Source organism: Peribacillus frigoritolerans, from assembly GCF_030676415.1.
Classification (GTDB): Bacteria; Bacillota; Bacilli; order Bacillales; family DSM-1321; genus Peribacillus; species Peribacillus frigoritolerans_A.
In genome coordinates this window covers 24,866-46,018 of sequence record NZ_JAUUTW010000003.1, presented here as the reverse complement: position 1 = coordinate 46,018, position 21,153 = coordinate 24,866, and the positions used below count along the sequence as shown (strand labels likewise).

Annotated in this window: 24 protein-coding genes; 6 read left to right on the top strand and 18 right to left on the bottom strand. The window is 41.4% G+C overall.

Annotation, left to right across the window (positions count from 1 at the left end; all coding sequences use genetic code 11):
• The 5 genes from Q8G36_RS03935 to Q8G36_RS03915 form a co-directional block, all read right to left on the bottom strand.
• Nucleotides 1-999, bottom strand: a complete 999-nt coding sequence (locus tag Q8G36_RS03935) for a S8 family peptidase (protein WP_305159074.1) — start codon at nucleotides 997-999, stop codon at nucleotides 1-3.
• Between the two features lie 335 nt (nucleotides 1,000-1,334).
• Entirely contained in the window at nucleotides 1,335-1,841 is a 507-nt protein-coding gene (locus Q8G36_RS03930; RefSeq protein WP_305159073.1) for an SEC-C metal-binding domain-containing protein, read from the bottom strand.
• Nucleotides 1,842-2,035: 194 nt separating this feature from the next.
• A complete protein-coding gene (locus tag Q8G36_RS03925) occupies nucleotides 2,036-2,605 on the bottom strand; it encodes a nitroreductase family protein (RefSeq protein ID WP_305159072.1) in 570 nt (189 codons plus the stop codon).
• Nucleotides 2,606-2,616: 11 nt separating this feature from the next.
• Nucleotides 2,617-3,789, bottom strand: a complete 1,173-nt coding sequence (locus Q8G36_RS03920) for a toxic anion resistance protein (protein ID WP_305159071.1) — start codon at nucleotides 3,787-3,789, stop codon at nucleotides 2,617-2,619.
• Complete coding sequence (locus Q8G36_RS03915; RefSeq protein WP_305159070.1) at nucleotides 3,786-4,442, bottom strand: 5-bromo-4-chloroindolyl phosphate hydrolysis family protein; 657 nt, start codon at nucleotides 4,440-4,442, stop codon at nucleotides 3,786-3,788. Before Q8G36_RS03915 ends, Q8G36_RS03920 begins: the two co-directional genes overlap by 4 nt.
• 353 nt (nucleotides 4,443-4,795) lie before the next feature.
• On the opposite strand from Q8G36_RS03915, the gene Q8G36_RS03910 reads away from it, so the two are divergent.
• Nucleotides 4,796-5,128 carry a hypothetical protein gene (locus Q8G36_RS03910; protein WP_305159285.1) on the top strand — a complete coding sequence of 111 codons (333 nt, stop codon included), beginning with the start codon at nucleotides 4,796-4,798 and terminating at the stop codon, nucleotides 5,126-5,128.
• 400 nt (nucleotides 5,129-5,528) lie between these two features.
• On the opposite strand, the gene Q8G36_RS03905 is transcribed toward Q8G36_RS03910, so the two are convergent.
• From Q8G36_RS03905 to Q8G36_RS03895, 3 genes are read right to left on the bottom strand one after another with little or no spacing between them, the layout of a single operon-like run.
• Complete coding sequence (locus Q8G36_RS03905; RefSeq protein WP_305159069.1) at nucleotides 5,529-5,756, bottom strand: hypothetical protein; 228 nt, start codon at nucleotides 5,754-5,756, stop codon at nucleotides 5,529-5,531.
• Nucleotides 5,757-5,802: 46 nt separating this feature from the next.
• The gene (locus Q8G36_RS03900) at nucleotides 5,803-7,080 is read right to left on the bottom strand and encodes an ammonium transporter (RefSeq protein WP_305159068.1); all 1,278 of its coding nucleotides are present in this window, start codon (nucleotides 7,078-7,080) and stop codon (nucleotides 5,803-5,805) included.
• Nucleotides 7,077-7,481: a hypothetical protein gene (locus Q8G36_RS03895; protein ID WP_305159067.1), complete on the bottom strand. Its 405-nt coding sequence runs from the start codon at nucleotides 7,479-7,481 to the stop codon at nucleotides 7,077-7,079. The genes Q8G36_RS03900 and Q8G36_RS03895 overlap by 4 nt, the downstream gene beginning before the upstream one ends.
• Nucleotides 7,482-7,755: 274 nt before the next feature.
• Here Q8G36_RS03895 and Q8G36_RS03890 point away from each other — a divergent pair, with 274 nt between their 5' ends.
• The 5 genes from Q8G36_RS03890 to Q8G36_RS03870 all read left to right on the top strand — a co-directional run bounded on the left by Q8G36_RS03890 (nucleotide 7,756) and on the right by Q8G36_RS03870 (nucleotide 10,481).
• Nucleotides 7,756-7,959, top strand: coding sequence for a DUF1657 domain-containing protein (locus tag Q8G36_RS03890; RefSeq protein WP_057278507.1), 204 nt, complete (start codon nucleotides 7,756-7,758; stop codon nucleotides 7,957-7,959).
• A gap of 168 nt (nucleotides 7,960-8,127) precedes the next feature.
• Nucleotides 8,128-9,132 (top strand): stage V sporulation protein AD, encoded by a 1,005-nt coding sequence (spoVAD, locus tag Q8G36_RS03885; protein WP_305159066.1) that lies wholly within the window; start codon nucleotides 8,128-8,130, stop codon nucleotides 9,130-9,132.
• An 88-nt stretch (nucleotides 9,133-9,220) separates the two neighbouring features.
• Nucleotides 9,221-9,358, top strand: a complete 138-nt coding sequence (locus tag Q8G36_RS03880; protein ID WP_305159065.1) for a hypothetical protein — start codon at nucleotides 9,221-9,223, stop codon at nucleotides 9,356-9,358.
• Nucleotides 9,359-9,383: 25 nt separating this feature from the next.
• Nucleotides 9,384-9,590, top strand: a complete 207-nt coding sequence (locus Q8G36_RS03875) for a DUF1657 domain-containing protein (protein WP_305159064.1) — start codon at nucleotides 9,384-9,386, stop codon at nucleotides 9,588-9,590.
• Nucleotides 9,591-9,620: 30 nt separating this feature from the next.
• Complete coding sequence (locus tag Q8G36_RS03870; protein WP_305159063.1) at nucleotides 9,621-10,481, top strand: DUF421 domain-containing protein; 861 nt, start codon at nucleotides 9,621-9,623, stop codon at nucleotides 10,479-10,481.
• A gap of 8 nt (nucleotides 10,482-10,489) precedes the next feature.
• Here Q8G36_RS03870 and Q8G36_RS03865 read toward each other — a convergent pair whose 3' ends face one another.
• From Q8G36_RS03865 to gatA, 10 genes are all read right to left on the bottom strand, one after another.
• Nucleotides 10,490-11,080 (bottom strand): YitT family protein, encoded by a 591-nt coding sequence (locus Q8G36_RS03865; protein WP_305159062.1) that lies wholly within the window; start codon nucleotides 11,078-11,080, stop codon nucleotides 10,490-10,492.
• A 446-nt stretch (nucleotides 11,081-11,526) separates the two neighbouring features.
• The gene (gene rlmD, locus Q8G36_RS03860) at nucleotides 11,527-12,897 is read right to left on the bottom strand and encodes a 23S rRNA (uracil(1939)-C(5))-methyltransferase RlmD (RefSeq protein ID WP_305159061.1); all 1,371 of its coding nucleotides are present in this window, start codon (nucleotides 12,895-12,897) and stop codon (nucleotides 11,527-11,529) included.
• Between the two features lie 452 nt (nucleotides 12,898-13,349).
• A complete protein-coding gene (locus Q8G36_RS03855) occupies nucleotides 13,350-13,925 on the bottom strand; it encodes a GNAT family N-acetyltransferase (RefSeq protein WP_305159060.1) in 576 nt (191 codons plus the stop codon).
• Nucleotides 13,926-13,987: 62 nt separating this feature from the next.
• Nucleotides 13,988-14,902, bottom strand: a complete 915-nt coding sequence (locus Q8G36_RS03850) for a diacylglycerol kinase (protein ID WP_305159059.1) — start codon at nucleotides 14,900-14,902, stop codon at nucleotides 13,988-13,990.
• Between the two features lie 179 nt (nucleotides 14,903-15,081).
• Nucleotides 15,082-16,008: a LiaF transmembrane domain-containing protein gene (locus Q8G36_RS03845; RefSeq protein ID WP_305159058.1), complete on the bottom strand. Its 927-nt coding sequence runs from the start codon at nucleotides 16,006-16,008 to the stop codon at nucleotides 15,082-15,084.
• Nucleotides 16,005-17,075, bottom strand: a complete 1,071-nt coding sequence (locus Q8G36_RS03840) for a hypothetical protein (RefSeq protein WP_305159057.1) — start codon at nucleotides 17,073-17,075, stop codon at nucleotides 16,005-16,007. Before Q8G36_RS03840 ends, Q8G36_RS03845 begins: the two co-directional genes overlap by 4 nt.
• Nucleotides 17,068-17,535 carry a hypothetical protein gene (locus Q8G36_RS03835; protein WP_305159056.1) on the bottom strand — a complete coding sequence of 156 codons (468 nt, stop codon included), beginning with the start codon at nucleotides 17,533-17,535 and terminating at the stop codon, nucleotides 17,068-17,070. The genes Q8G36_RS03840 and Q8G36_RS03835 overlap by 8 nt, the downstream gene beginning before the upstream one ends.
• Complete coding sequence (locus Q8G36_RS03830; protein WP_305159055.1) at nucleotides 17,532-18,074, bottom strand: RNA polymerase sigma factor; 543 nt, start codon at nucleotides 18,072-18,074, stop codon at nucleotides 17,532-17,534. Before Q8G36_RS03830 ends, Q8G36_RS03835 begins: the two co-directional genes overlap by 4 nt.
• 168 nt (nucleotides 18,075-18,242) lie before the next feature.
• Nucleotides 18,243-19,670 (bottom strand): Asp-tRNA(Asn)/Glu-tRNA(Gln) amidotransferase subunit GatB, encoded by a 1,428-nt coding sequence (gene gatB, locus Q8G36_RS03825; RefSeq protein ID WP_076372752.1) that lies wholly within the window; start codon nucleotides 19,668-19,670, stop codon nucleotides 18,243-18,245.
• A 12-nt stretch (nucleotides 19,671-19,682) separates the two neighbouring features.
• Entirely contained in the window at nucleotides 19,683-21,143 is a 1,461-nt protein-coding gene (gene gatA / locus Q8G36_RS03820) for an Asp-tRNA(Asn)/Glu-tRNA(Gln) amidotransferase subunit GatA (RefSeq protein WP_305159054.1), read from the bottom strand.
• Nucleotides 21,144-21,153 lie beyond the last annotated feature (10 nt).

Here is a 21,153-nt window from a genome sequence, read left to right as displayed (position 1 = left end):
CTAATATTCCATGACAACCGATTTACTCGGTAACTGAAGGTTTTCTGATTCTATGGTAATCTTAATCGATTTTTCAACTCTTTGTTCCGTTATCGTTAAGTTAAGCAGTCCATTACCCTGTGCTTTTTTGCTTATTCCCAGATCTTCCGTACTTTTCACCAGCTGTGCATATAATTCCGCTTCAGTTAAATTGCGGTCAAATTCCTTTTCAGCAATCACTTTCAAAAGAGCTGCTGCACCGCTTACATGAGGCGTAGCCATTGATGTTCCGCTCATCCTGGCATATTTATTTCCTGGATACGTAGAGAGAATATCAACCCCTGGCGCCACCAAGTCAATTTCATCATTTGTATTTGAAAAATCCGCTAAATTTCTGCTTAAATCCACAGCTCCGACTTCCACTACCTCGGGATATGCTCCTGGATAATCCAATTCATCTGTTTCATGACGTCCATCACCACTATTTCCAGCTGCGCAAACAACAAGGATATCGTTCTGAAGGGCCCTTTGAATGAGTTTGTGTTCAGCCTCATCCGGAGGTCCGCCAAGTGAAAGTGAAATAACCGAAACCTTTTCTTCATTAGGTCCCCGCCAATTGATTGCATACTCTAGAGCTCCATTAATCCAATCTATATCGCCTTGTCCTTGACCATTTAGGGCCTTTAACGCTAATATGCTAGCTTTCGGAGCCACTCCCACTACACCAGCATTATTAACGGCAGCCACAATCGTACCGCTTACATGTGTCCCATGTCCGTTATCATCTTGATAATCCCCGGTATTGGTAAAATCCTTCCCACCAATGATTCTTTCTTTGAGGTCTGGATGTCCCTTGTCAATGCCTGTATCGATGACGGCAACTACCACGCCCTCACCATAATTGCTTTTTTCCCAAATTGCCGGTGCTTTCACAAGTTCGACACCCTCAGGAATCTTCTCTTTCACCGTTTCCATTACTTCAAGAACTTTGTAAGGTATTAATCTTTTTTCTCTTGTCATTTGATTACCCCTTCCTTCGTTCAATAAGTTAAACTGCCATCAGTGTTGGGATTTTCATCCCGTCTGGTTGCCGTCTACCGTTGAAAGAGATGAGATCAAAAAACTCTTCTCTCTTATATATACCAGATTTACGAAAATAAAAAAGAAGTTTTTGGAAAATTCCGTCTAAATAACTACTTTTTATTTCTTTTTGTGTTATTATCTGGTACTCTTATTATAGAACAAACGTTCGTTTTATGCCACATGTTTTTTATTTATTACTCTATTTTTTCCAAGCATGCGCTTTCCTCCTAATAAAAAAGAAGCGACTCCGAATCGAGTCAGCTTCCAAGATGTTAAGCTGCGCCGCAGCATTTTTTGTATTTTTTCCCGCTTCCGCATGGACAAGGTTCATTTCTGCCAATGATTGGTTCTGTATGAACATGCGGCATTTTAGCTGCCTTTGCACTTTCCATGATGATTTGCGTGCCTTTATCCTTCATTTGCTGATACCGCCGTTTAAATAACTCCATTACATCTTTACTGTACTTTAACGTATCTTCCGCGATATCCATCGCCTTTTGCTTGGAAATATTGTAATCCTCCAGGACAAATTGATTATCCCCGAAAGAAACCCTCACTCCAAAATGCTGTCCCGCCTGTTTATTGCCTTTAAGCTCCTCAACGAATTCAAGGTATACTTCCTGGCAATCACAAGTCTGATGCATGCAATAATAATCATATATCCAATACGATTTATCTTCGTACTTACTCTTTAAAGCAATTCCATCCTCAACGCCAAAAACATCCAAATATTTTATAGCTTTTCCATCGAGTATCTCAAATGGATCAATCGTTCTCATCTATAGACACATCCTAATTCATCAAAATTTATTCTTCTTATGTATTGTACAACCTAATTCATCAATCGTCACTTGAAACGAAGCTTGACGAAGCCACATCCCTTTCATTAAAAGCAGATTTAAGGAAGCCTTATTAAAGGCAATAAAAAAAAGCTGCATCAGTGTCCATGCACTGATGCAGCCCCCTCAATCCTTCATCCGATCCATGTGGTCAATTCATCAAACGGTGTTTTCTTAGCAGGTTTCGGCTCCATGTCAGGATAACCCAAGTATATGAAAGCCAATACCTCTCCCTTAGAGGATAAATTGAAAAATTCACGGACCTTTTCATGATAAGTTATTTTCCCCGTTCTCCATACTGCTCCCAGACCTAGGGAATGTGCTGCAAGAAGCATGTTTTGAATGGCACTGTTCACTGCAGCATATTCTTCTGCCACAAGGACATTATTCTTATCACTAGGCTCTATGCCCACTGCGATGATGACTGGAGCCCTTAATGGATTCTTTTTTTGCCTTTCGAGTTTGCTGATTAAACTTTCAGGGGTATCACCAGCATTTTCAATTCTTGTGATTTCTTCAAATACCTGGCCAAGTTTATTTCTTCCTTCTCCAGTCAATACAAAAAAACGCCAAGGCTCCGTTCGATGATGATTGGGCGCATACGTTCCAGCTTCAATGATTTGCTCGATCATTTCCTTAGGTACCGGATCTTGCTTAACGATTCCAATGCTTCTTCTCGTTTTTATAGCCTCGATAGTTTCCATGTTATCTCCCCTTATCCCTTTATCTCTAATAGTTTCTGTTTCAGTTCATTTTCCATTGATGCCAATTCCTGTTCGGCTTGTCGGCGTTTATGCCTTCCTTCTTCTTGAATCCGCATGGTTTCCTCAAGCGTGGAAATCAAATTAGCTTGAGTGCGCTTTAATGTTTCGATATCGACAAGTCCGCGCTCATTTTCTTTAGCCGTTTCAATGGTATTGGTTTTCAGCATCTCAGAGTTCTTCAATAACAAGTCATTCGTAGTCTTGGAAACCTGTTTTTGCGCTTCTACGGCATGCCTTTGCCTGATCAGGGTCAATGCAATCGCAACCTGATTTTTCCAAAGCGGAATGGCTGTCATGATCGAAGATTGGATTTTCTCGACTAGTGCCTGATTCGTGTTTTGGATCAGCCTGATTTGCGGTGCGCTTTGAATCGTGATTTCACGACTCAATTTCAAATCATGAAGCCTTTTATCCAACCGTTCAGCAAATTGCAGCATATCATTGACTTCTTGAAACTTCATTTGATCATTGCTTGATTCAGCGGACTTCCTGAGCTCCGGAATCGTTTTCTCATGGAGTTCTTCGAGTTTAATTTCCCCAGCTGCAATATAGACATTCAATGCCTGGAAGTAATCCTTATTCGTTTCGTATAGCTTTTCAAGGATTACGATATCCGATAACAGGATATTCTTGCTCCGATCGAGTTTCACACTGATTCGATCAATTTGGGCCCCAGTTTTTTGATATTTGGATAGCACCTCCTGTACAGATCCCGAGAGCTTCCCGAACATACGCGCAAAGAAAGAGGGCTTATCCGGTTTTAGCTCATCCGGGCTCAGCTCGTTTAACTTTTTCATTAAATCACTGATAATGTTACCCACTTCACCCACATCTTTTTTCTGGACATGCTCAAGCATGGAATTAGAAAAGGTCAGGAGCTTTGATTGGGCGGGTGTACCATAGGATATCATCGCCTGATGATTCGTTGGGTCGATTTGTTCGGCAAGCTGATAAGCCTTTGCCCTGTTCTCTTCAGGAATGACATCAATCAGTTTAACCGGTTTCACTTCCTGGGAAGATACTTTCTCCAGCTCCTGCACCCCATCAAATGGATTGGCTAAAAGATCATCGATCAAACTGGCATTATTCGTTTTATTCAACAGGTTTGGATCATTGTTATTCATTTTAACCTCCTGCTTTCATCAATTACTTGTGACTCTTTCCTAGTTTTAATGGATTGCTTAGCAACATCCAATTCGAAGTTAAGGTTATCGATATCATCGGCAATCACTTTATATAAATCCTTTTCTATCGTATTAGTGAGTTCCTTTAAAGTTTTACGAGTCTCTGTTAAGGAAAGTTCGAGTTCCCTATTCTTCTTTGGCTGCTGTGCTAAAAAAACATATCTCTCCGCAAGCTCCATGGCGGAATCCAGATGGGAGTAATAAAATTGTTCCGCCTGGTAAAACCGCTTCGGTTCTTTTTTTGTCAGACTAAATATTTTCCTGATCATTTTAATCATATCCTTCCTCTGTTTAAAAGAAGAGATATGCCTGACCGAGATTAGTGCCTTTTGCACCCGCCATATCTTCGGTTTTGCTTCAATTAAATTTTTCTTTATATATTGATATTCTTTTCTAGTCAATTCATGTTTTTTGAGGTATCGCGAGGAAAAATATACGGAACTTAGCCAGTATGCAAGCACCCCTCCTGCTAAAGATATGACAACGGACAGGGCAAACGGTTGATTCAATGCAAAAAAGCTAATCATCCAAACTGGCAAAACCATTGGAAATGCAATCAATATCGGAACAAAATCAGCAAGAAATCGATTCATAATCATTACACTCCTGACTTACACTCTTTTCTTTATATACGGATTATCCTTGGGATTGGTTTCAAGATGGATAAAAGAATTTCTCCTATCCTAAACGATATAGGAACCGGATGTTTTCTGCAAATTTATTGAAATTTTTTCTGTAAATTACCTCTTTTCCCCACTCATATGGGCTAACGCCTAGTCACTTCACCGGAACTTACATAAGTTATAACGTATCCATCCTGATTTAAAAAGGAGAGTTGGCCATGAATTCATACGGATTTTATCCTTTTCCACAACAAAATGGAAATCACCAGTACTTTCAGTCTAATTTTAACCCATATTTCCAACAGCCTGAACGATTTGATTATATGCCACAGCAAGATTGGAACCTTCAGCAGGTACAAGAAAATCCATATAGCCAGGTGCCAGACCAATTCGATGTTGAAAGGCAGCCTCAACAACTTGAAAGAAGAGTCCGGGAACTTGAGCGTCAAAACGAGCGTCAAACGAGGGAACTCAATCGGCAGAACCAAGAAATCACGCGGATAAACCGGGAAGTGAACCGCATTAACCAGGAAATCACCAGGTTAAGTCAAACGGACCAGCGACATACGAATAGGTTAAACAGGCTAAATCAAAGACTTCGGGCCGTGGAAAGAAACCTAAACATCCCCTTCACCGCAACAGATGATGGTTTTTAAAGAAATAGCAGGAGCTCCTTATGGGCTCCCGCTTTTTTATTTTCTCCATGCTTTTATGGAAGGCTCTGAAAGTCAGTACATGAGATTTAATCAATCGATTGATTAAATCTTTAAAGGTCCACTAAACTCTTGTCCATCCATTTTAAAGGAACACCATTTCGGTTACAGAGCTTTACGATTTCATTATTATCATGTGTAATATACACAATTGTTTTTCGCCGCCTTAAATGTGAATCCTGCTATCCTCTTTAAAAAAGTCGTTACAATTACTGATGCGTCCAATTAAAAGAAAAATAGGAACCAGCCACATTCCCGCGGAATCCCTTAAATCGTTTAAAAGAAGATATTCCCATAATAAAAAAAAGAACAGGAGCCATTCTGCACTCCCGTTCTTTCACGTTTACAACATTATCCGTTTCAACTTTTCGTTTCTTGATTCCTGTTCCTCCTGGGTAGACAAGTCATACTTCTTCAATAGATGAAAAAGTTCATTCAATGTTTCCTGCGAATTCCCTTTTTCAAGATATCGATTTAATGTTTGACTCAATTCGGTTGGTAAAAATGCCTTTTGACTCTCAAATTTCAGCCTGACATCTTGTTCCGAATGATTAAGATTGCATGCACCCATTTTAAAATTCACCTCTTACTTGATTCTACCATTGTATTATAGAACATTACCTTGTCAATTCTTCATCCTGCTTATAGTAGTCCTCTACCTTGATGAACTCCGGCGAGGTATGTGTGGCCATGATGCCATGATAACTGATATCCAACCCGAGTTCTTCTTCTTCTTCAGTGGATCTTATAGGCAGCCAAACATTTATAACTTTAAAAACGAGCCATGTCACTGAAAAGCCCCAGATGCATAACACCACTAATCCTAACGTTTGAATTCCGAGCAAATGCCATCCCCCACCTGCAAACAATCCGTTTTCAGTGGAGAAAAGCCCTACCGCTATCGTCCCCCACATTCCTGATGCCGCATGAACAGGAAAGGCACCAACCGGATCATCGATTTTTCGGGCTTCCAACCAATTTGTCGCAGCTAACATCAACATTCCAGAAACTGCTCCAATCAGTAACGCCGCTAGATCACTAACGAATGCACATCCAGCTGTAATCCCGACAAGACCTGCAAGTGAGCCATTGATGACGGAAGGGGCATCCGAACGACCATACCTAAATAATGTATAAAGCAAGGTCGCCGCTCCCCCTGATGCAGCTGAGAGCATCGTAACAATGGCAATATGGCCAATGCGTCCATCTGTGGCTTGCAAGGTGCTTCCTGCATTAAACCCAAACCAGCCAAACCATAAAAGGAATGCCCCAACAGATGCCAGTGGGAGATTACTCGGCAGCGAAATGGAGCAAGTCCCCCGTGAAGTGAATTTACCTGCTCTCGGACCGATTACAATGGCAGCCGCAAGTGCAGAAAAACCGCCTAGTGCATGAATGACCGCAGACCCTGCGAAGTCCTGCATGCCCAGCCCGCTTAACCAGCCACCACCCCATACCCAGTGACCGGCAATCGGATAGATGAATGCCGTCATCATTACGACAAAAATAAGATACGCCCGAAAATTAATCCTTTCCGCAACTGCTCCCGAAACGATGGAAATAACGGCGATGACGAATGCCCCTTGAAATAACCAAAATGCATCCATGGAAATCGTAAGGTCGATGTGCGACAAATCACCTTTCAGCAGAAAGCCACTTGCTCCGATGGTTCCAAATGCATCAGCTCCATACATTAAGCCAAAACCAACGACGAAATAGCAAAGCGTTCCGATCGTAATATCGGCAAAAACCTTCATGATGATGTTCACATTATTCTTCGTACGGACGAACCCTGCCTCCAATAAGGCAAACCCGCCCTCCATCAATAGTATCATGGCTGCTGTCAGAACCACCCAAACCGTATCCAAGCCAGCGTTTAACGTTTCCAGAGTCATCTTGGCGTTCCCTCCGCTTTCTGCCAGGCCATTATTTCTTTAATGATGTCTGATGGTAAATTCATTTCCTTTTTTTCCGGTTCAGCTTCAAGTAAACCGATCACCTCATTTAAAAAAGCGACCCCTTGTTTCAGTTTCTCGATTTGTTTATATCTATTTTTAACATTCACCAAATGCTCAACTGCCTGATGATGACTTGGTGCACGCCCTGTAAAAAAACGTTTAAATGGTGATAGGGATTGATACCAAGCTTCCTGAGCTCTTCGTTTTTGCTCATATTTGTGAATTTTACCTTTAATCGATTCAATTTCCGACTCCTGTTTGCTTTTATGGAATAGCAGTCCTTTTATCACTTCTTCAGATGAAATTTCAAAAACAACTCTATTATATAAATCATCCATAATATAAATGTCACATCACCTCACGTAATCACGTTATGTTTCCTATAATTATATTTAAAATTCTGAATTCGGTCAATAATTAAATAATAAAACGATTTGTGCAACGAATATATGGTTTAACAATGCTTCCGCCTGTTCTCATTCCATTAATCAAACGTTTGATTAATGGAATGAGCTAGTCACTCAATTCAATTCCTAGAGAAATTTGGAAGGTATAGATAATCATTTTTTCCTTACTCTAATAAGGCAGTTACAAAACTAGGGAGGTTCATATATGACAGTAATAAACGATGTCAAAACAACTATAGCAGGGCTAAAAAGCGCTCAAGCAAGCTTTGAAACCTTCGCCCTTTCCACAGATAATGAGCAAGCCAAACAACTATACCAACAAGCTGCCCAACAAACACAAACGATTGTGGACAGTATCACTCCCCGCATTGAAGAAATTCAAAACGAGGAACCTCAATATAAACAATAATCATTTAAATAAAAAAGGTTGGTTGAGGCAACCAACCTTTTTTATATCTTTAATCCATAAGGAAAATAATTTTTTTCATTCCTTTTTCAATACATCGTTTTAAATGTTATTCCTTGGTTTTATTACAGCACTGGTAATGACAATACTCATACAATGAGGTGGTTTATAATGCTTACGGGGCATCGCACATGGGTGTTTGATCAAAAGCCTGTCATCGTCTCCACAGGAACCGTTGGCGGTCCATTTGAAGCAGACGGTTTGCTTGCGGATGATTTCGATCTTCTACATTCCGATTTATGGATAAATCAAGATACCTATGAAAAGGCACATAAAGTCTTATTGGAAGAAGCGAGTACAAAAGCAATCGAAAAAGCGGGTCTTCAGAAGGAACAGATTCAATTTTTCCTTGGAGGCGACCTTATCAATCAAATAACCCCTACTAGTTTTGCCTGCCGAACACTGGGAACACCTTATCTCGGCTTATTTGGTGCCTGCTCCACCTCCATGGAGGGATTGGCGCTTGGTGCTTACCTTGTCAATACCAAAGGGGCAGAGTACTTATTGACTGGAGCATCAAGTCATAACGCCGCAGTAGAAAAGCAATTTCGCTACCCAACTGAATACGGAGGGCAAAAACCTCCGACAGCCCAATGGACCGTTACAGGGGCCGGAGTGGCTTTATTAAGCAGTGCCGGGGAAGGCCCAAGGGTCACTTCAGCTACGATAGGCCGTGTCATCGACATGGGATTGACTGATCCTTTCAATATGGGTGGTGCCATGGCCCCGGCCGCTGTAGATACGATTGAAGCCCATTTAAGAGAAAGAAACCTCGAATCATCCTATTATGATTTGATAGTGACCGGGGATTTAGGAAAGATTGGACATGAAGTTTCTCTGGCATTATTTAAAAAACACGGTACGCCGATTAAAGAAGAGCAATATAAAGATTGCGGTTTAATGATATACAGGGATGGTCAACCGGTCCTGGCCGGGGCAAGTGGCCCAGGATGTTCCGCAACCGTCGTTTATGGTCATTTATTAAATCGCATGAAAAAAGGGGAAATAAAACGAATGCTCGTCGTGGCCACCGGTGCTTTGTTATCTCCCCTATCCTTTCAACAAAGTGAAACGATCCCATGCATTGCCCATGCCGTATCGATTGAATATGAGTGAATCACAACCATGGTTTACTTGTGTAATCAGGCAAGATAAGGTTTGAAGTATTCAAACACACACGCCTGCTCATACTGGATGAACATTCGTGGCTGCGGAGATTGTTTCGGAGGCTTTAGCGGATGCGGAAAAGAAAAGAATGGATTGTTCGGTTGTTGTAACTGACATGTTTGAAGTAATAAGTGCCGGGATGAACAGTTGGAGTGTTCCAAGCGATTATTTTTAGACCTAAAGGATAAGGGGGGTACTGCATGACGATAGCTTCTAATGTAAAACAATGTGTATCTAGCCTGAAAGGAGTCGAAGCAGGCTTATCCAGCTTAGCACTCCGGACTCAAGATGAAGATTCTAAACGCATCTTGCATGAAACGATGCTGGTGGTTAATGAAGTTATGAAGGATGTACAGAAGCGCGTGGGCGAGTTAGAACGGGAAGAACCACAATATAAAGGTTTTTAAAAACAATGATCAAGCAGGAGGTGTTTGGTAATGCCGGATTGGATAGAAATTCTTTTACGTTCATTATTCTTTTTAATTGTTCTTTTTTTGATCACAAAAGTGTTAGGAAAAAAACAATTGTCCCAGCTCTCCTTTTTTGAATATGTAACGGGCATAACCATTGGTAATGTTGGGGCAGAGTTAGCTACGAAAGTGGAGGGCAATATTATTCATGGTGTACTGTCCATTCTCGTTTTTGCCATTGCACCCTTCATTGCAGGATTAATATCCTTAAAAAGTAAAACTTTCCGTGATCTTATTGAAGGAAAAGCATCGGTTTTCATCAAAGATGGGAAAGTCATGGAAGATAATTTAAAAAAAGAGAAATATACCATCGATGAATTATTGGGATTGCTCCGAAAAAAGGATGTCTTCGATATTTCTGAAGTCGAGTTTGCCTTATTGGAAGCCAACGGGGACTTTTCCGTAATGTTAAAGAAGCAAAATCAACCTCTAACAGCTAAGGACCTTAACCTGTCAGTGGCTGCAGTAAAGGAGCCACAAACCATCATTATGGACGGCAGCATACTCGATGAACCACTTTCCACGATTGGACTGAACCGAAATTGGCTTCATACTGAACTAGATAAGTTGGGGGTGATCCTCGATAATGTTTTTCTTGGTCAAGCTAATTCTAACGGAGAATTAACTGTCGACCTTTTTGATGATAAACTTAAAGTTCCTTCTCCTCAAGAAAAACCTCTTATGCTCGCGACTATGAAAAAATGCCAAGCGGACTTAGAGTTGTTTGCTCTTGGAACTGAATCAAAGGAAGCTAAAGAGATGTTTAGCAAAAATAGCGAAAAGCTGCAAAAGGCAATAGATGACGTAGCCCATATCTTAAGGAACTGATTATATATTCATTCCTTCACTTTCATAAGCGAAGTGATCAGTCCAATGATAGCGATCGTCAAACATGAAAAAAGAAAAATTTCAATCCCCAGGGTGAATGCTGCTGATGAAATGATTAGTGTATCGATGATGATAATCGCCAATGCAATATCCATGGAGGTAGATTTTGAGATGATTTTGGCTAACATATCCGTTCCCCCGCTGCTTGTCTCATATCGAAGCATGAGACCTATGCCCATCCCTATGATGGCTCCGCCAATCAAAGAGCTTGTTAGTATCGAAACGGAAAAGACCTTTTTCAATGGATTTAGCCAATCCATAAAAAGGGATGTCAAAAGCAATCCGTGAACGCTGCTATAGAAAAAAGGCCGTTCATAGTACCAGGCATATAAAAATATAGGAATACTAAGGATCAACATGGATAGCCCCGTTTGAAAACCAAAGAAATAATGAAGGATGAGTGCAATCCCAATAACGCCGCCATCTATTAAATGATGAGGAACTAAAAAACCATTGATTCCAATACCCACCAAAAAGCTACCAACAATTACAGCCACCGCTTTTTGAATATTAATAAAATCACCTGCCTCACATTTCATATTCCTTACTATATGTCCAAGTCAAAGCGTCAAGAATAAAATGCAAAAAAAAAAAAAAATCCGCCTCCCTTTACTTCAATTCAACAACGGTAAAAAGGTCCTGGTCATTTAGACCGGGACCCACAGTTTGTAGGCAAAAGGGGTTCGGAATACATATCATTCATCAAATGATGTTCCCGAACCAACTGACCCAAAGCAACACCTTCAACTCCTCAGGTATGGTTTCTATCTAAAAGTTATAACAAAGTTGAATGGAGAGAAAGGTGCGAGACTCCTGCGGGAAAAGCGCGTCTAGGGAGATCCCGCAGGCGCAAGCCGAGGGCGGACCGCCGGCGGAGCCTGAAGGGCGTCCAAATTGTACAAGCCAAAAAAACTGTAGGAAACTCGATTTCCATCGAGTTTCCTACAGTCTGAGGTCCCAGTCAATTAGACTGTGTCCCATTTCATTATTTCAACTCTAATAACACTACATTTTCAACATGTGTCGTCATAGGGAACATATCGACAGGCTGGATATCAACTGCTTTATATCCGCCCTCTTCCAAGATATGAAGATCGCGCGCCAGAGTGCCTGGGTTGCATGATACGTACACGACTTTGTTAGGTTTCATCTCGATGATCGTATTCAGAAGGGATTCTTCACAACCTTTGCGAGGCGGATCCACAACGATGACATCCGCAGTGTTGCCCTTTTGATACCATTCAGCAATAACGTTACCTGCATCGCCAACCATGAATTCTGCATTTGAGATTTCATTCAATTCAGCGTTGCGGCGTGCGTCTTCTATCGCTTCTTCGACCACTTCGACACCGATTACCTTTTTCGCTTTTTTCGCTAAAAATAAAGAGATGGTTCCAATGCCGCAATAGGCATCTATCACTGTTTCTTCACCCGTCAGCCCTGCATAGTCAAGAGCTTTATCATAAAGGACTTTCGTTTGGTCCGGATTGATTTGGTAGAAGGATTTTGCTGAAATCGCAAATTTCACATCACCGATCATATCATGGATCACTTCGTCGCCCCATAGTACAGTCATTTTATCACCTAAGATAACATTCGTTTTCTTGGAATTCACGTTTTGAACGATGGATTTCACTTGTGGAAGACGTTCAACGATTTCCTTCGTGATGGTTTCGATGAAAGGGATACTATTCGTTCTTGTAACGAGAACAATCATTAATTCGCCTGTTTGCTTGCCATAACGGGCCATGATGTGCCGCAATACACCTTTATGAGTCTCTTCATTGTAAGCAGGGATACCAAGTTTACTAAAAATTTCTTTAACAACTTGAACTGCTTCATTGATCACTTCATTTTGGATAATGCTTTCTTTCGTTTCAACAATTTCATGTGTCCGCGGTTTGAAGAACCCCGCTATCAGCTTGCCATCCTTTTCACCAACAGGCACCTGCGCTTTATTGCGATAATGGGTTGGATTCTCCATCCCGATGATCGGGTGAACCTTCACATCCTCAAGTTTCCCGATGCGTGTCATCACTTCACGTACTTGCTTTTCCTTGAATTCCAACTGTCCTTCATAGCTCATATGCTGCAGCTGACAACCACCGTATTTAGGGTAATCTTCAGGTGTGACCTCTATCCGGTATGGACTGTTTTCGATAATCTCCATCAAGCGTCCGAAGCCATAACCCTTATTAGCCTTCAACACTTTAATTTTTGCTTTTTCACCAGGAAGGGCGCTCTGGACAAAGATCGGGTAGCCATCGACTTTAGCGACGCCAGCTCCTTCATGTGTTAAATCTTCAAATAAAACCTCTATAATATCATTTTTAGCAACTGGTGCTGTTTTTTTCATATCATCTTCTCTTTTCTTTTTTATGCTAGCCTGTATTTTACCACAATAGAGGCCTTGCCACAAAACCACTCACCAATTTACCTTGGTTTTCATAAAAATATAGTGGAAGGAATTACGGATTTTTCATAGTTCCATGAATAAAAGTTCATTAAAAAAAGAAAAATAAGGAAAAACAAATGAGGTGAGGAAATGGGTTTATTTAACTCTATATCGGCCTGGAATGCTACAAGGTTAGAAAAACATCGAGCAAGTATGGAGGAAAAAGGCCTCTGTCCGGATTGTTACGGACGTGGATACAGCTCCTTCGTACCTACGGAATATCATTTTTCCGATATACACGACTGTCCCGGCTGTAATGGCACCGGAACTTACGCTGATTGGGCCGCCATGAATGGACAGCAAATGTAATCGCATACATTGTCAAATTTCAAATGACTAAAAAGGACCCCCTGTTAAACAGGAGGTTCTTCTATTTCCTTTACCATATAGCGAAATTCATGGCCGCTAATCGAAATGGTTTTCATTTCTATATATCCTAATCGGTTATAGAGACGATTCGCCGCTTCATTTTCATTTTCAACGACTAAAGAAATCCTTGGATATCCCTTATGTTTAGCGTATCCCTCTACATATTGAATTAGTGCACTACCAATTCCTTTTCCTTGAAAATTCGGGTCAACGGATACTGTATCCAAATAAAAGTCTCTCATTTCCGCTTCCTTATCGAGCGTAACGCTTGGGTCTTTCATTTTCATCCTTAATTGTTTCACTATCGGTTCATCCAAGCTTTCGGCATCCTTGCCATGGTAAGCAATGATCAATCCAGATACTTGTCCATCATGTTCACTGACAAGCGTATTTTCATAGCTGACCCGATTCCCACTTTTCCTGAACAAATCGGCAAGAACGGAAAGTATTCTTTCTTCTTCCTTTTCACCTGTCAAAACCTCTGCAATTTCCTTAATCGCTAACCGGGTCAACACGGCTGCCTTATCCGCATCTTCCGGTGTCGCTTTCCTGATATACACGTTTGCTATTCCCCTTGCTTCATTAAACTGAAAAGGCCACCAGATTCAGCGGCCTTTTCACCCTATTTATTTGCCGGATCGTCCGGCAGTATTCCTTGCGGAATGAATACATCAAAATGGCGGTACTGATTTACGAATTCAGCTGGGGCCATCCCGCCAAATTCCCCATCCAAATTAAGCATCATTTCCTTTTTGGCCTGTACTTTAATTCGATTGGCTTTTTCATAAATGACGTTTTTATCATGGATATGTTCACCGCGCATTGCCAATGTCGCGACACGGACAATATCAGCGAGGTTTGCCTTTTTCAAAATAAGCAACGTGAACATACCATCATTCAAAGAGGCGTCAGGAGCCAGTTTCTCGAAGCCGCCGACCGAATTCGTGTTAGCCACCAAGAAAAGCATGATCTCTCCTTCAAAAAGCTTTCCATCATATTCAATAGAAACTTCCGTCGGCTTAATTGAAGGAAGCATTTCAATTCCTTTAATATAGTACGCTAGCTGACCAAGCATGGTTTTCAGCTTGATCGGCACGTCGTAGGTCAATTCGGTCAATCTGCCTCCGCCAGCAATATTGATGAAATACTTATCATTCATTTTCCCAATATCGACTGGCATCGTATGCCCACCGGCAATAATTTCGGCTGCCCCTTCGATCGACTTCGGTAAATGCAGCGCTCGCGCGAAATCATTGGTCGTTCCCGTCGGAATGATCCCTAGTTTCGGACGTTTATCTGCAGTGGCCAGTCCATTAACAACCTCATAAATCGTACCGTCGCCCCCTGCTGCAATAACTATATCATAGCCGCGTTCAATCGCTATCTTAGCCGCTTTCGTTGCATCCCCAGCACCGGTCGTCGCATGTGCAGAAGCTTCATAACCAGCTTCTTCAAGTTTCGCTAGCACACCTGGCAGGCTCTTCTTAATGGCTTCCCGGCCCGAAGTCGGGTTGTAAATCAACCTTGCTCTTTTCATTTCCCATCATCCTTATACATATTGATTCCATAATTTACATCTTAATCCTTCGTTACATGAAAAGCAATATTCGAAAAAAAGAGGACCGTATTTCGGTCCATATCTTTTGCATTTAACTAGAAATCGTATCAGGGAAATTATAATGCTTTTTACAATTTTATTCTAGTAAATGATTTCAATCATGGATATTGAACATTCACGTTAAAAGTATCGGTAACCGTTAAAGTATGTTTCCCTTTACCAATATTGAATATCCCATTCTTTTTTACAAAGCCTTCTTCACTTGTTTCTTCTTTCACTTCAGTCATCTTCCAGCCATTCTCAGGGCCTTCAAGTTCCTCGACCCCTCTAGCATCTATCTTGATATCACTATTATCCTGAAGGAATACACTTAGACTTCCGCTATCCTTCACACTCCAGTCATTCAAGAGCTTTCTAGGCTTCAAAACAAGATCGGTACTTTGTCCGTCTATCTCCACTGCCAACTCAGCAGGTATTATAAGAGTTGCCTTAAGATTCATTGTACCACTGTCCAAAAGCCCATTTTGAATCGGCAAATCCTTGAAGCTTATATAAAGCGTATCACCATTTCTCTCAACGAGTAAATAATCTTCCGGCTTGTTCAACAACGCATCAGCATCTTCCATTACCCGCTCGCCATATGTTCCAAAAACGGAAACTTCCTCGTCCTTACCACTTTCAATTGTCAATGGGTATGAGCCAGTGTCCAGGACAACTCTTTGTATGCCTTTCCCAGCCTTTTGATTGAAACCAGGCAAATTGACCGTTTTCTCTTCGCTATTCACGGCAGCCCTAACTTGATCCATCAATCCGCTTGATGTTAGCAGAATTAAAACTATTCCCGTCGTTCCAAGCAATCCCACGAAAAGAATGCTTAGAATATCATACTTTACAAAAGAACTTTCTTTTCTGGAAAAATAAATATAGAAGAGAATCTCTGCACCCAAGATAATGAACAGCAACGGCCACCATGACAGCAGAATCGTCGTCAAATTCATATCCGTAATTTGAGAAACCAGTAAAACCAAACCCAAACCAACCAGGGAGATTCCCATTGAAATCGTTCCGACTCTCCATGTTCTCATTTTGTCTCCTCCTTGACTCTCCCTTTTTTACTTCCCGACAGCAATTTGATTCCCCCGCCTATAAGAAGGATGCATACAAGTCCTTTTTGAAAATAATCTCTAAACCAATATTCCAAGTTGCTTCCAATCCATTCATCCAAATGAGGAGCAATGGCCGGGACGATTATATTACTGGCCAGAAAATAGATTCCAAGTCCCACCAACCCCAATCCTACCCATTTTTGGTGATTGACCATTCCCGAAATGATGGGGATATCTTCTACTGGACCCTCCTCCATTTTCGAGGCTTTTTGCAATCCATCAAAAAAACTATAAAACCAAATAATCGGAATAAGGAAAAAGAAGAAACCTAACCGGAGTAAATCCAATATGTAAATGGCGAATAAAAAGCCGGCCATCAATTGAATCCCACGTTTTTGCAGCCCCAAATATAAGTGACCCGCACCAGGGAAAATAGCGAATAAAGTCGCGACCGATTTACTCTTCTTACCGGATTCCCGTCTCTCCTCGAAATCTTCCAAAACGGTCCGATCGATAAGCTCCTCACCTCTCTGCTTTTTATTCAGCTGTTGAACAGAATCAAAAAAGCTGTAAATCCAGATAACAGGCAATAGTGCCATGAATATTAACAGACCTTCCATTTGTGTCATCACACTGATGAAGATCACCATGATGCCAAGGCCTAAAAAGCCGATGAGAAAAATAAGTCCCCGATTCATGAGGCCAAGCTGAAAATGGCCTAATCCTGGAACGAATGAAAGGATGATTACATAAAATCTTTCCGCCTCCGGCTGATCTGCCATTCCCTCCACATCCTCTTCACTTTTAGGATTCCTCAGTGAGGTGACCACCAAGTCAAATATACTGATGAAATAAAACACCATTCCAATAATGGAAAAAGCCAGAAACGCATCAGATTGACTGATCAACGAAAGAAAAAGACCTCCAAGCCCCAATCCAGCCGTGGCCAGAAAATAAAATAACCCTTTATATTTCCTTCCTAGGTAAAAATGTCCGAAACCTGGCAAAAACGATAATAAAAAGGCTAATACCGGACTTTTATTCATTTCTAAACCCCTCCTTATTTTTCTTTTCGATAGAATCCATCCAATTAAATGTTTTATCAATAAGTCCATCTGTTAAGGACTGCGTTTCCTTTTCGCTGCTTGATTCGACAGAATCCACGTATTCAGTCAATGATTGAAATACTCCGCCTGCCATTAATAAAATCGTAAATCCGGCCGCGATCAAGTAATGTCGTGTGATCGTCCGAAGTGTTTTCTCTTTTCTTTGTTGCTTGGCCTCTTCAACAGAGCCGCCTTTCAAACGGCTAATCGACTCCATGACAGTACCTGCAATATCAAGCCCTTCAATGTCCAGATTGTTTTCTTCTTTTTCCATCGCCTCCATATAGGCGGACAAACACTTGTCACAGGAGTATAGATGATTTTCATATTCAATTTTTAAAGCCTCTGGTATTTCATCTGCCAAATATGCAACCCATTCTGCTTCAGGAACATGATTCATGAAAAATCCTCCTCTTTCCAATGTTTTCTCATCCAATTTCTTGCCCGATATAGCTTTACTTCCACAGATTTCACTTGAATCTGCTGTTCCTCTGCAATTTGCTTGAATGTCTTTTCCTTTATGTAATAGCCATATACAACGTCCCGGTATCCCTCTGGAAGGTCAGTCAGCTTCCTTAATACTTGCTTTCGCCTTTCATTCCGAAAAAATACTGCCTCGACATCATCAGTTAAGCCCAAATTAGCTTCCGATGAATGTTCGTCCTGCAATTCTTCCTTTTGGCGTTCCCTCTTTCTCTTTAAATCGATTGCATGATTGACTGCAATCCGGGTAATCCAAGTTTTGAAACCTTGGTTCTTATATTGAGGAAGAGAAGTATAGATTTTGATAAAGACTTCCTGGGTAACATCTTCAGCATCCTTTTGATTCCGCAAGACGGAATAGACGGTTCTATAAATCGTCTGTTTATAAGTTTCAATCAACATTCGGAATGCATGATCATTCCCAGCCCTTACCTTCTCAACTAGCTCATCCGTCACTTCTCTTCCTCCTTTCCTGTTAAACTTTCATGTAATAGACGACACAAAAAGGAGTTACCCCTACAGATAACTCAAAAAAAAACCAAAAATTATTTTTAGCTCTTTCACAGTAAACTCTTTTCTTAATCAAGAGAAAACCGTACCACTTTAAAAGTGATACGGTCAATATTAACGTTTATTGATTTCTTCCACCAAAATTTTATTAACAAGCTGTGGATTGGCTTGTCCTTTTGTCGCTTTCATAATCTGTCCGACAAGGAAGCCGATTGCTTTTTGTTTACCGGCCTTAAAATCTTCAATCGATTGCGGGTTATTATTCAATGCTTCTTCAACGGCTGTACGCAATGCGCCTTCATCGGAAATTTGGACTAGTCCCTTTTCCTTGACGATCGTTTCAGCATCCCCGCCGTTTTCAATCAATTCTTTGAAAACTTTTTTAGCGATTTTAGAAGAAATCGTGCCATCTTCAATAAGCTTAATCATTCCAGCTAACGATTCAGCAGTCAATTTGACATCATGCAGCTCTTTACCTTCTGCATTCAAGAAAGCGGAAACCTCACCCATGATCCAGTTAGATGCTAGTTTTGCATCAGCGCCTGAAGCGACTGTCGCTTCAAAGAAATCAGCACTTTCTTTCGTTACCGTTAACACGGCTGCATCATATTCCGGTAAGCCAAATTCTTCGACATAGCGTTTTTTCCGTGCATCCGGAAGTTCCGGAATCTCGGCAGCAATACGCGCTTTCCATTCTTCATCGATATGGATTGTCAATAAGTCCGGTTCCGGGAAGTAACGGTAATCATCGGAGCCTTCCTTAATTCGCATTAGTACCGTTCTGCCTGTAGCTTCGTCGAACCGGCGGGTTTCCTGTTCAATTATGCCGCCTTCATTCAAGATTTCCGCTTGTCGGATTTCTTCATGCTCCAACCCTTTGCGAACGAAGTTGAATGAGTTCAAGTTTTTCAATTCGGTTTTCGTACCGAATTCTTTTTGGCCGACAGGTTTCAAGGAAATGTTAGCATCACAGCGAAGTGAGCCTTCTTCCATTTTACAATCGGAAACGCCGGTGTATTGAATGATGGATTTCAACTTTTCCAGATAAGCATAAGCTTCTTCCGGTGAAGTGATATCCGGTTCTGATACGATTTCAACAAGAGGCGTACCTTGGCGGTTATAATCACACAGTGAATAGTTCCCTTTATGTGTCAGCTTTCCAGCATCCTCTTCCATATGAATGCGGGTAATGCCAATTTTCTTTTTCTTGCCGCCCACTTCGATTTCAATCCAACCATGCTCACCAATCGGTTGATCGAACTGTGAAATTTGGTATGCTTTAGGATTGTCCGGGTAAAAATAGTTTTTCCGGTCGAATTTCGTAATTTCCGCCACTTCGCAATTCAGGGCAATTGCAGCCTTCATTGCAAAATCAACAGCCTTTTTATTGACGACAGGCAATACACCTGGGTAGCCTAGGTCAATTACAGTCGTGTTACTATTTGGAGCGGCACCAAAATGATTTGGGCTCGCTGAGAAAATTTTAGAATCCGTTTTTAATTCTACGTGTACTTCTAGACCAATCACCGTTTCAAAGTCCATTATTTTCACCCCTTACAGCTTAGGAAATTGTTTATGAAAATCTGTTGCTTGCTCAAATGCGTGAGCCGCGCGGTAAATCGTGCTTTCATCAAAATGCTTCCCAATCATTTGCAGTCCAAGCGGAAGCCCATTCGCTGCGAATCCACATGGCACGGATATACCTGGTACACCAGCAAGATTAACTGGAATCGTCAAGATATCATTCGCATACATCGTTAATGGATCGTCGACTTTTTCACCAATTTCAAATGCAGGCGTAGGTGTAGTCGGCCCAACGATGACATCGTATTTTTCAAAGACATCTTCAAAGTCTTTTTTGATTAAGGTACGTACTTTTTGAGCCTTTTTATAATAAGCGTCATAATAACCGGAACTTAAGGAGAACGTTCCAAGCATGATACGGCGTTTCACTTCGTCACCGAATCCTTCTGCACGGGTTTGCTTATACATTTCTATAAGAGTTTCTGCATTATCTGTACGATGTCCGTAACGCACTCCGTCAAAACGTGAAAGGTTAGCCGAAGCTTCCGATGAAGATAGCAGATAATAGGCAGCTAAAGCATATTTGGAATGCGGCAAGGATACTTCTTCCCATTCAGCTCCAAGCCCCTCTAATACTTTTAACGCTTCAAGTACGGAATTACGTGCTTCTTCGCCAACGCCTTCACCAAGATATTCTTTAGGCACAGCTATTTTCAATCCCCTGACATCGCCTGTTAATGAATTCACAAAATTCGGCACGTCAACATTAGCAGAGGTCGAATCCATTGGATCCACACCTGAAATCGCTTCAAGCAAATAAGCGTTATCTTCAACAGTTCTTGTAACCGGACCGATTTGGTCCAAAGAAGACGCAAATGCTACAAGTCCGAATCGGGAAACCCGTCCATATGTAGGTTTTAAGCCGACAACTCCACAATATGCCGCTGGTTGGCGAATCGATCCACCCGTATCGGAACCTAAAGAGAATAGGACTTCACCGGAAGCGACAGATGCAGCTGAACCACCCGACGAACCGCCTGGCACATAATCCGTGTTCCAAGGGTTGCGTGTTGCCTGATATGCGGAGTTCTCATTAGAAGATCCCATCGCAAACTCATCCATATTCAATTTCCCGATCGTAACCGTTTCTGCCTTCTGTAGCTTTTGAACAACGGTTGCATCATAGATTGGATCAAAGTTCTCCAAAATTTTACTCGCACAAGTCGTACGCAAATTTTTAGTGACAATATTATCCTTCACTCCGATTGGCATACCAAATAAAGCGCCTTCGTTCTCGCCTTTTACCAATTGATCATCCAATCGTTTTGCTTGATTGCGGGCGTTTTCTTCATCAAGTGTCAAAAATGCCTTCACCTTGTCCTCTACCTGTCCAATTCGCTTATATGATTCGTTAACAAGATCAGTGACACTTATCTCTTTCTTATGTAAGCGTTCATGAAGCTCAGAAACCTTTTGTTCGAACAACGACATCATTGTCCCT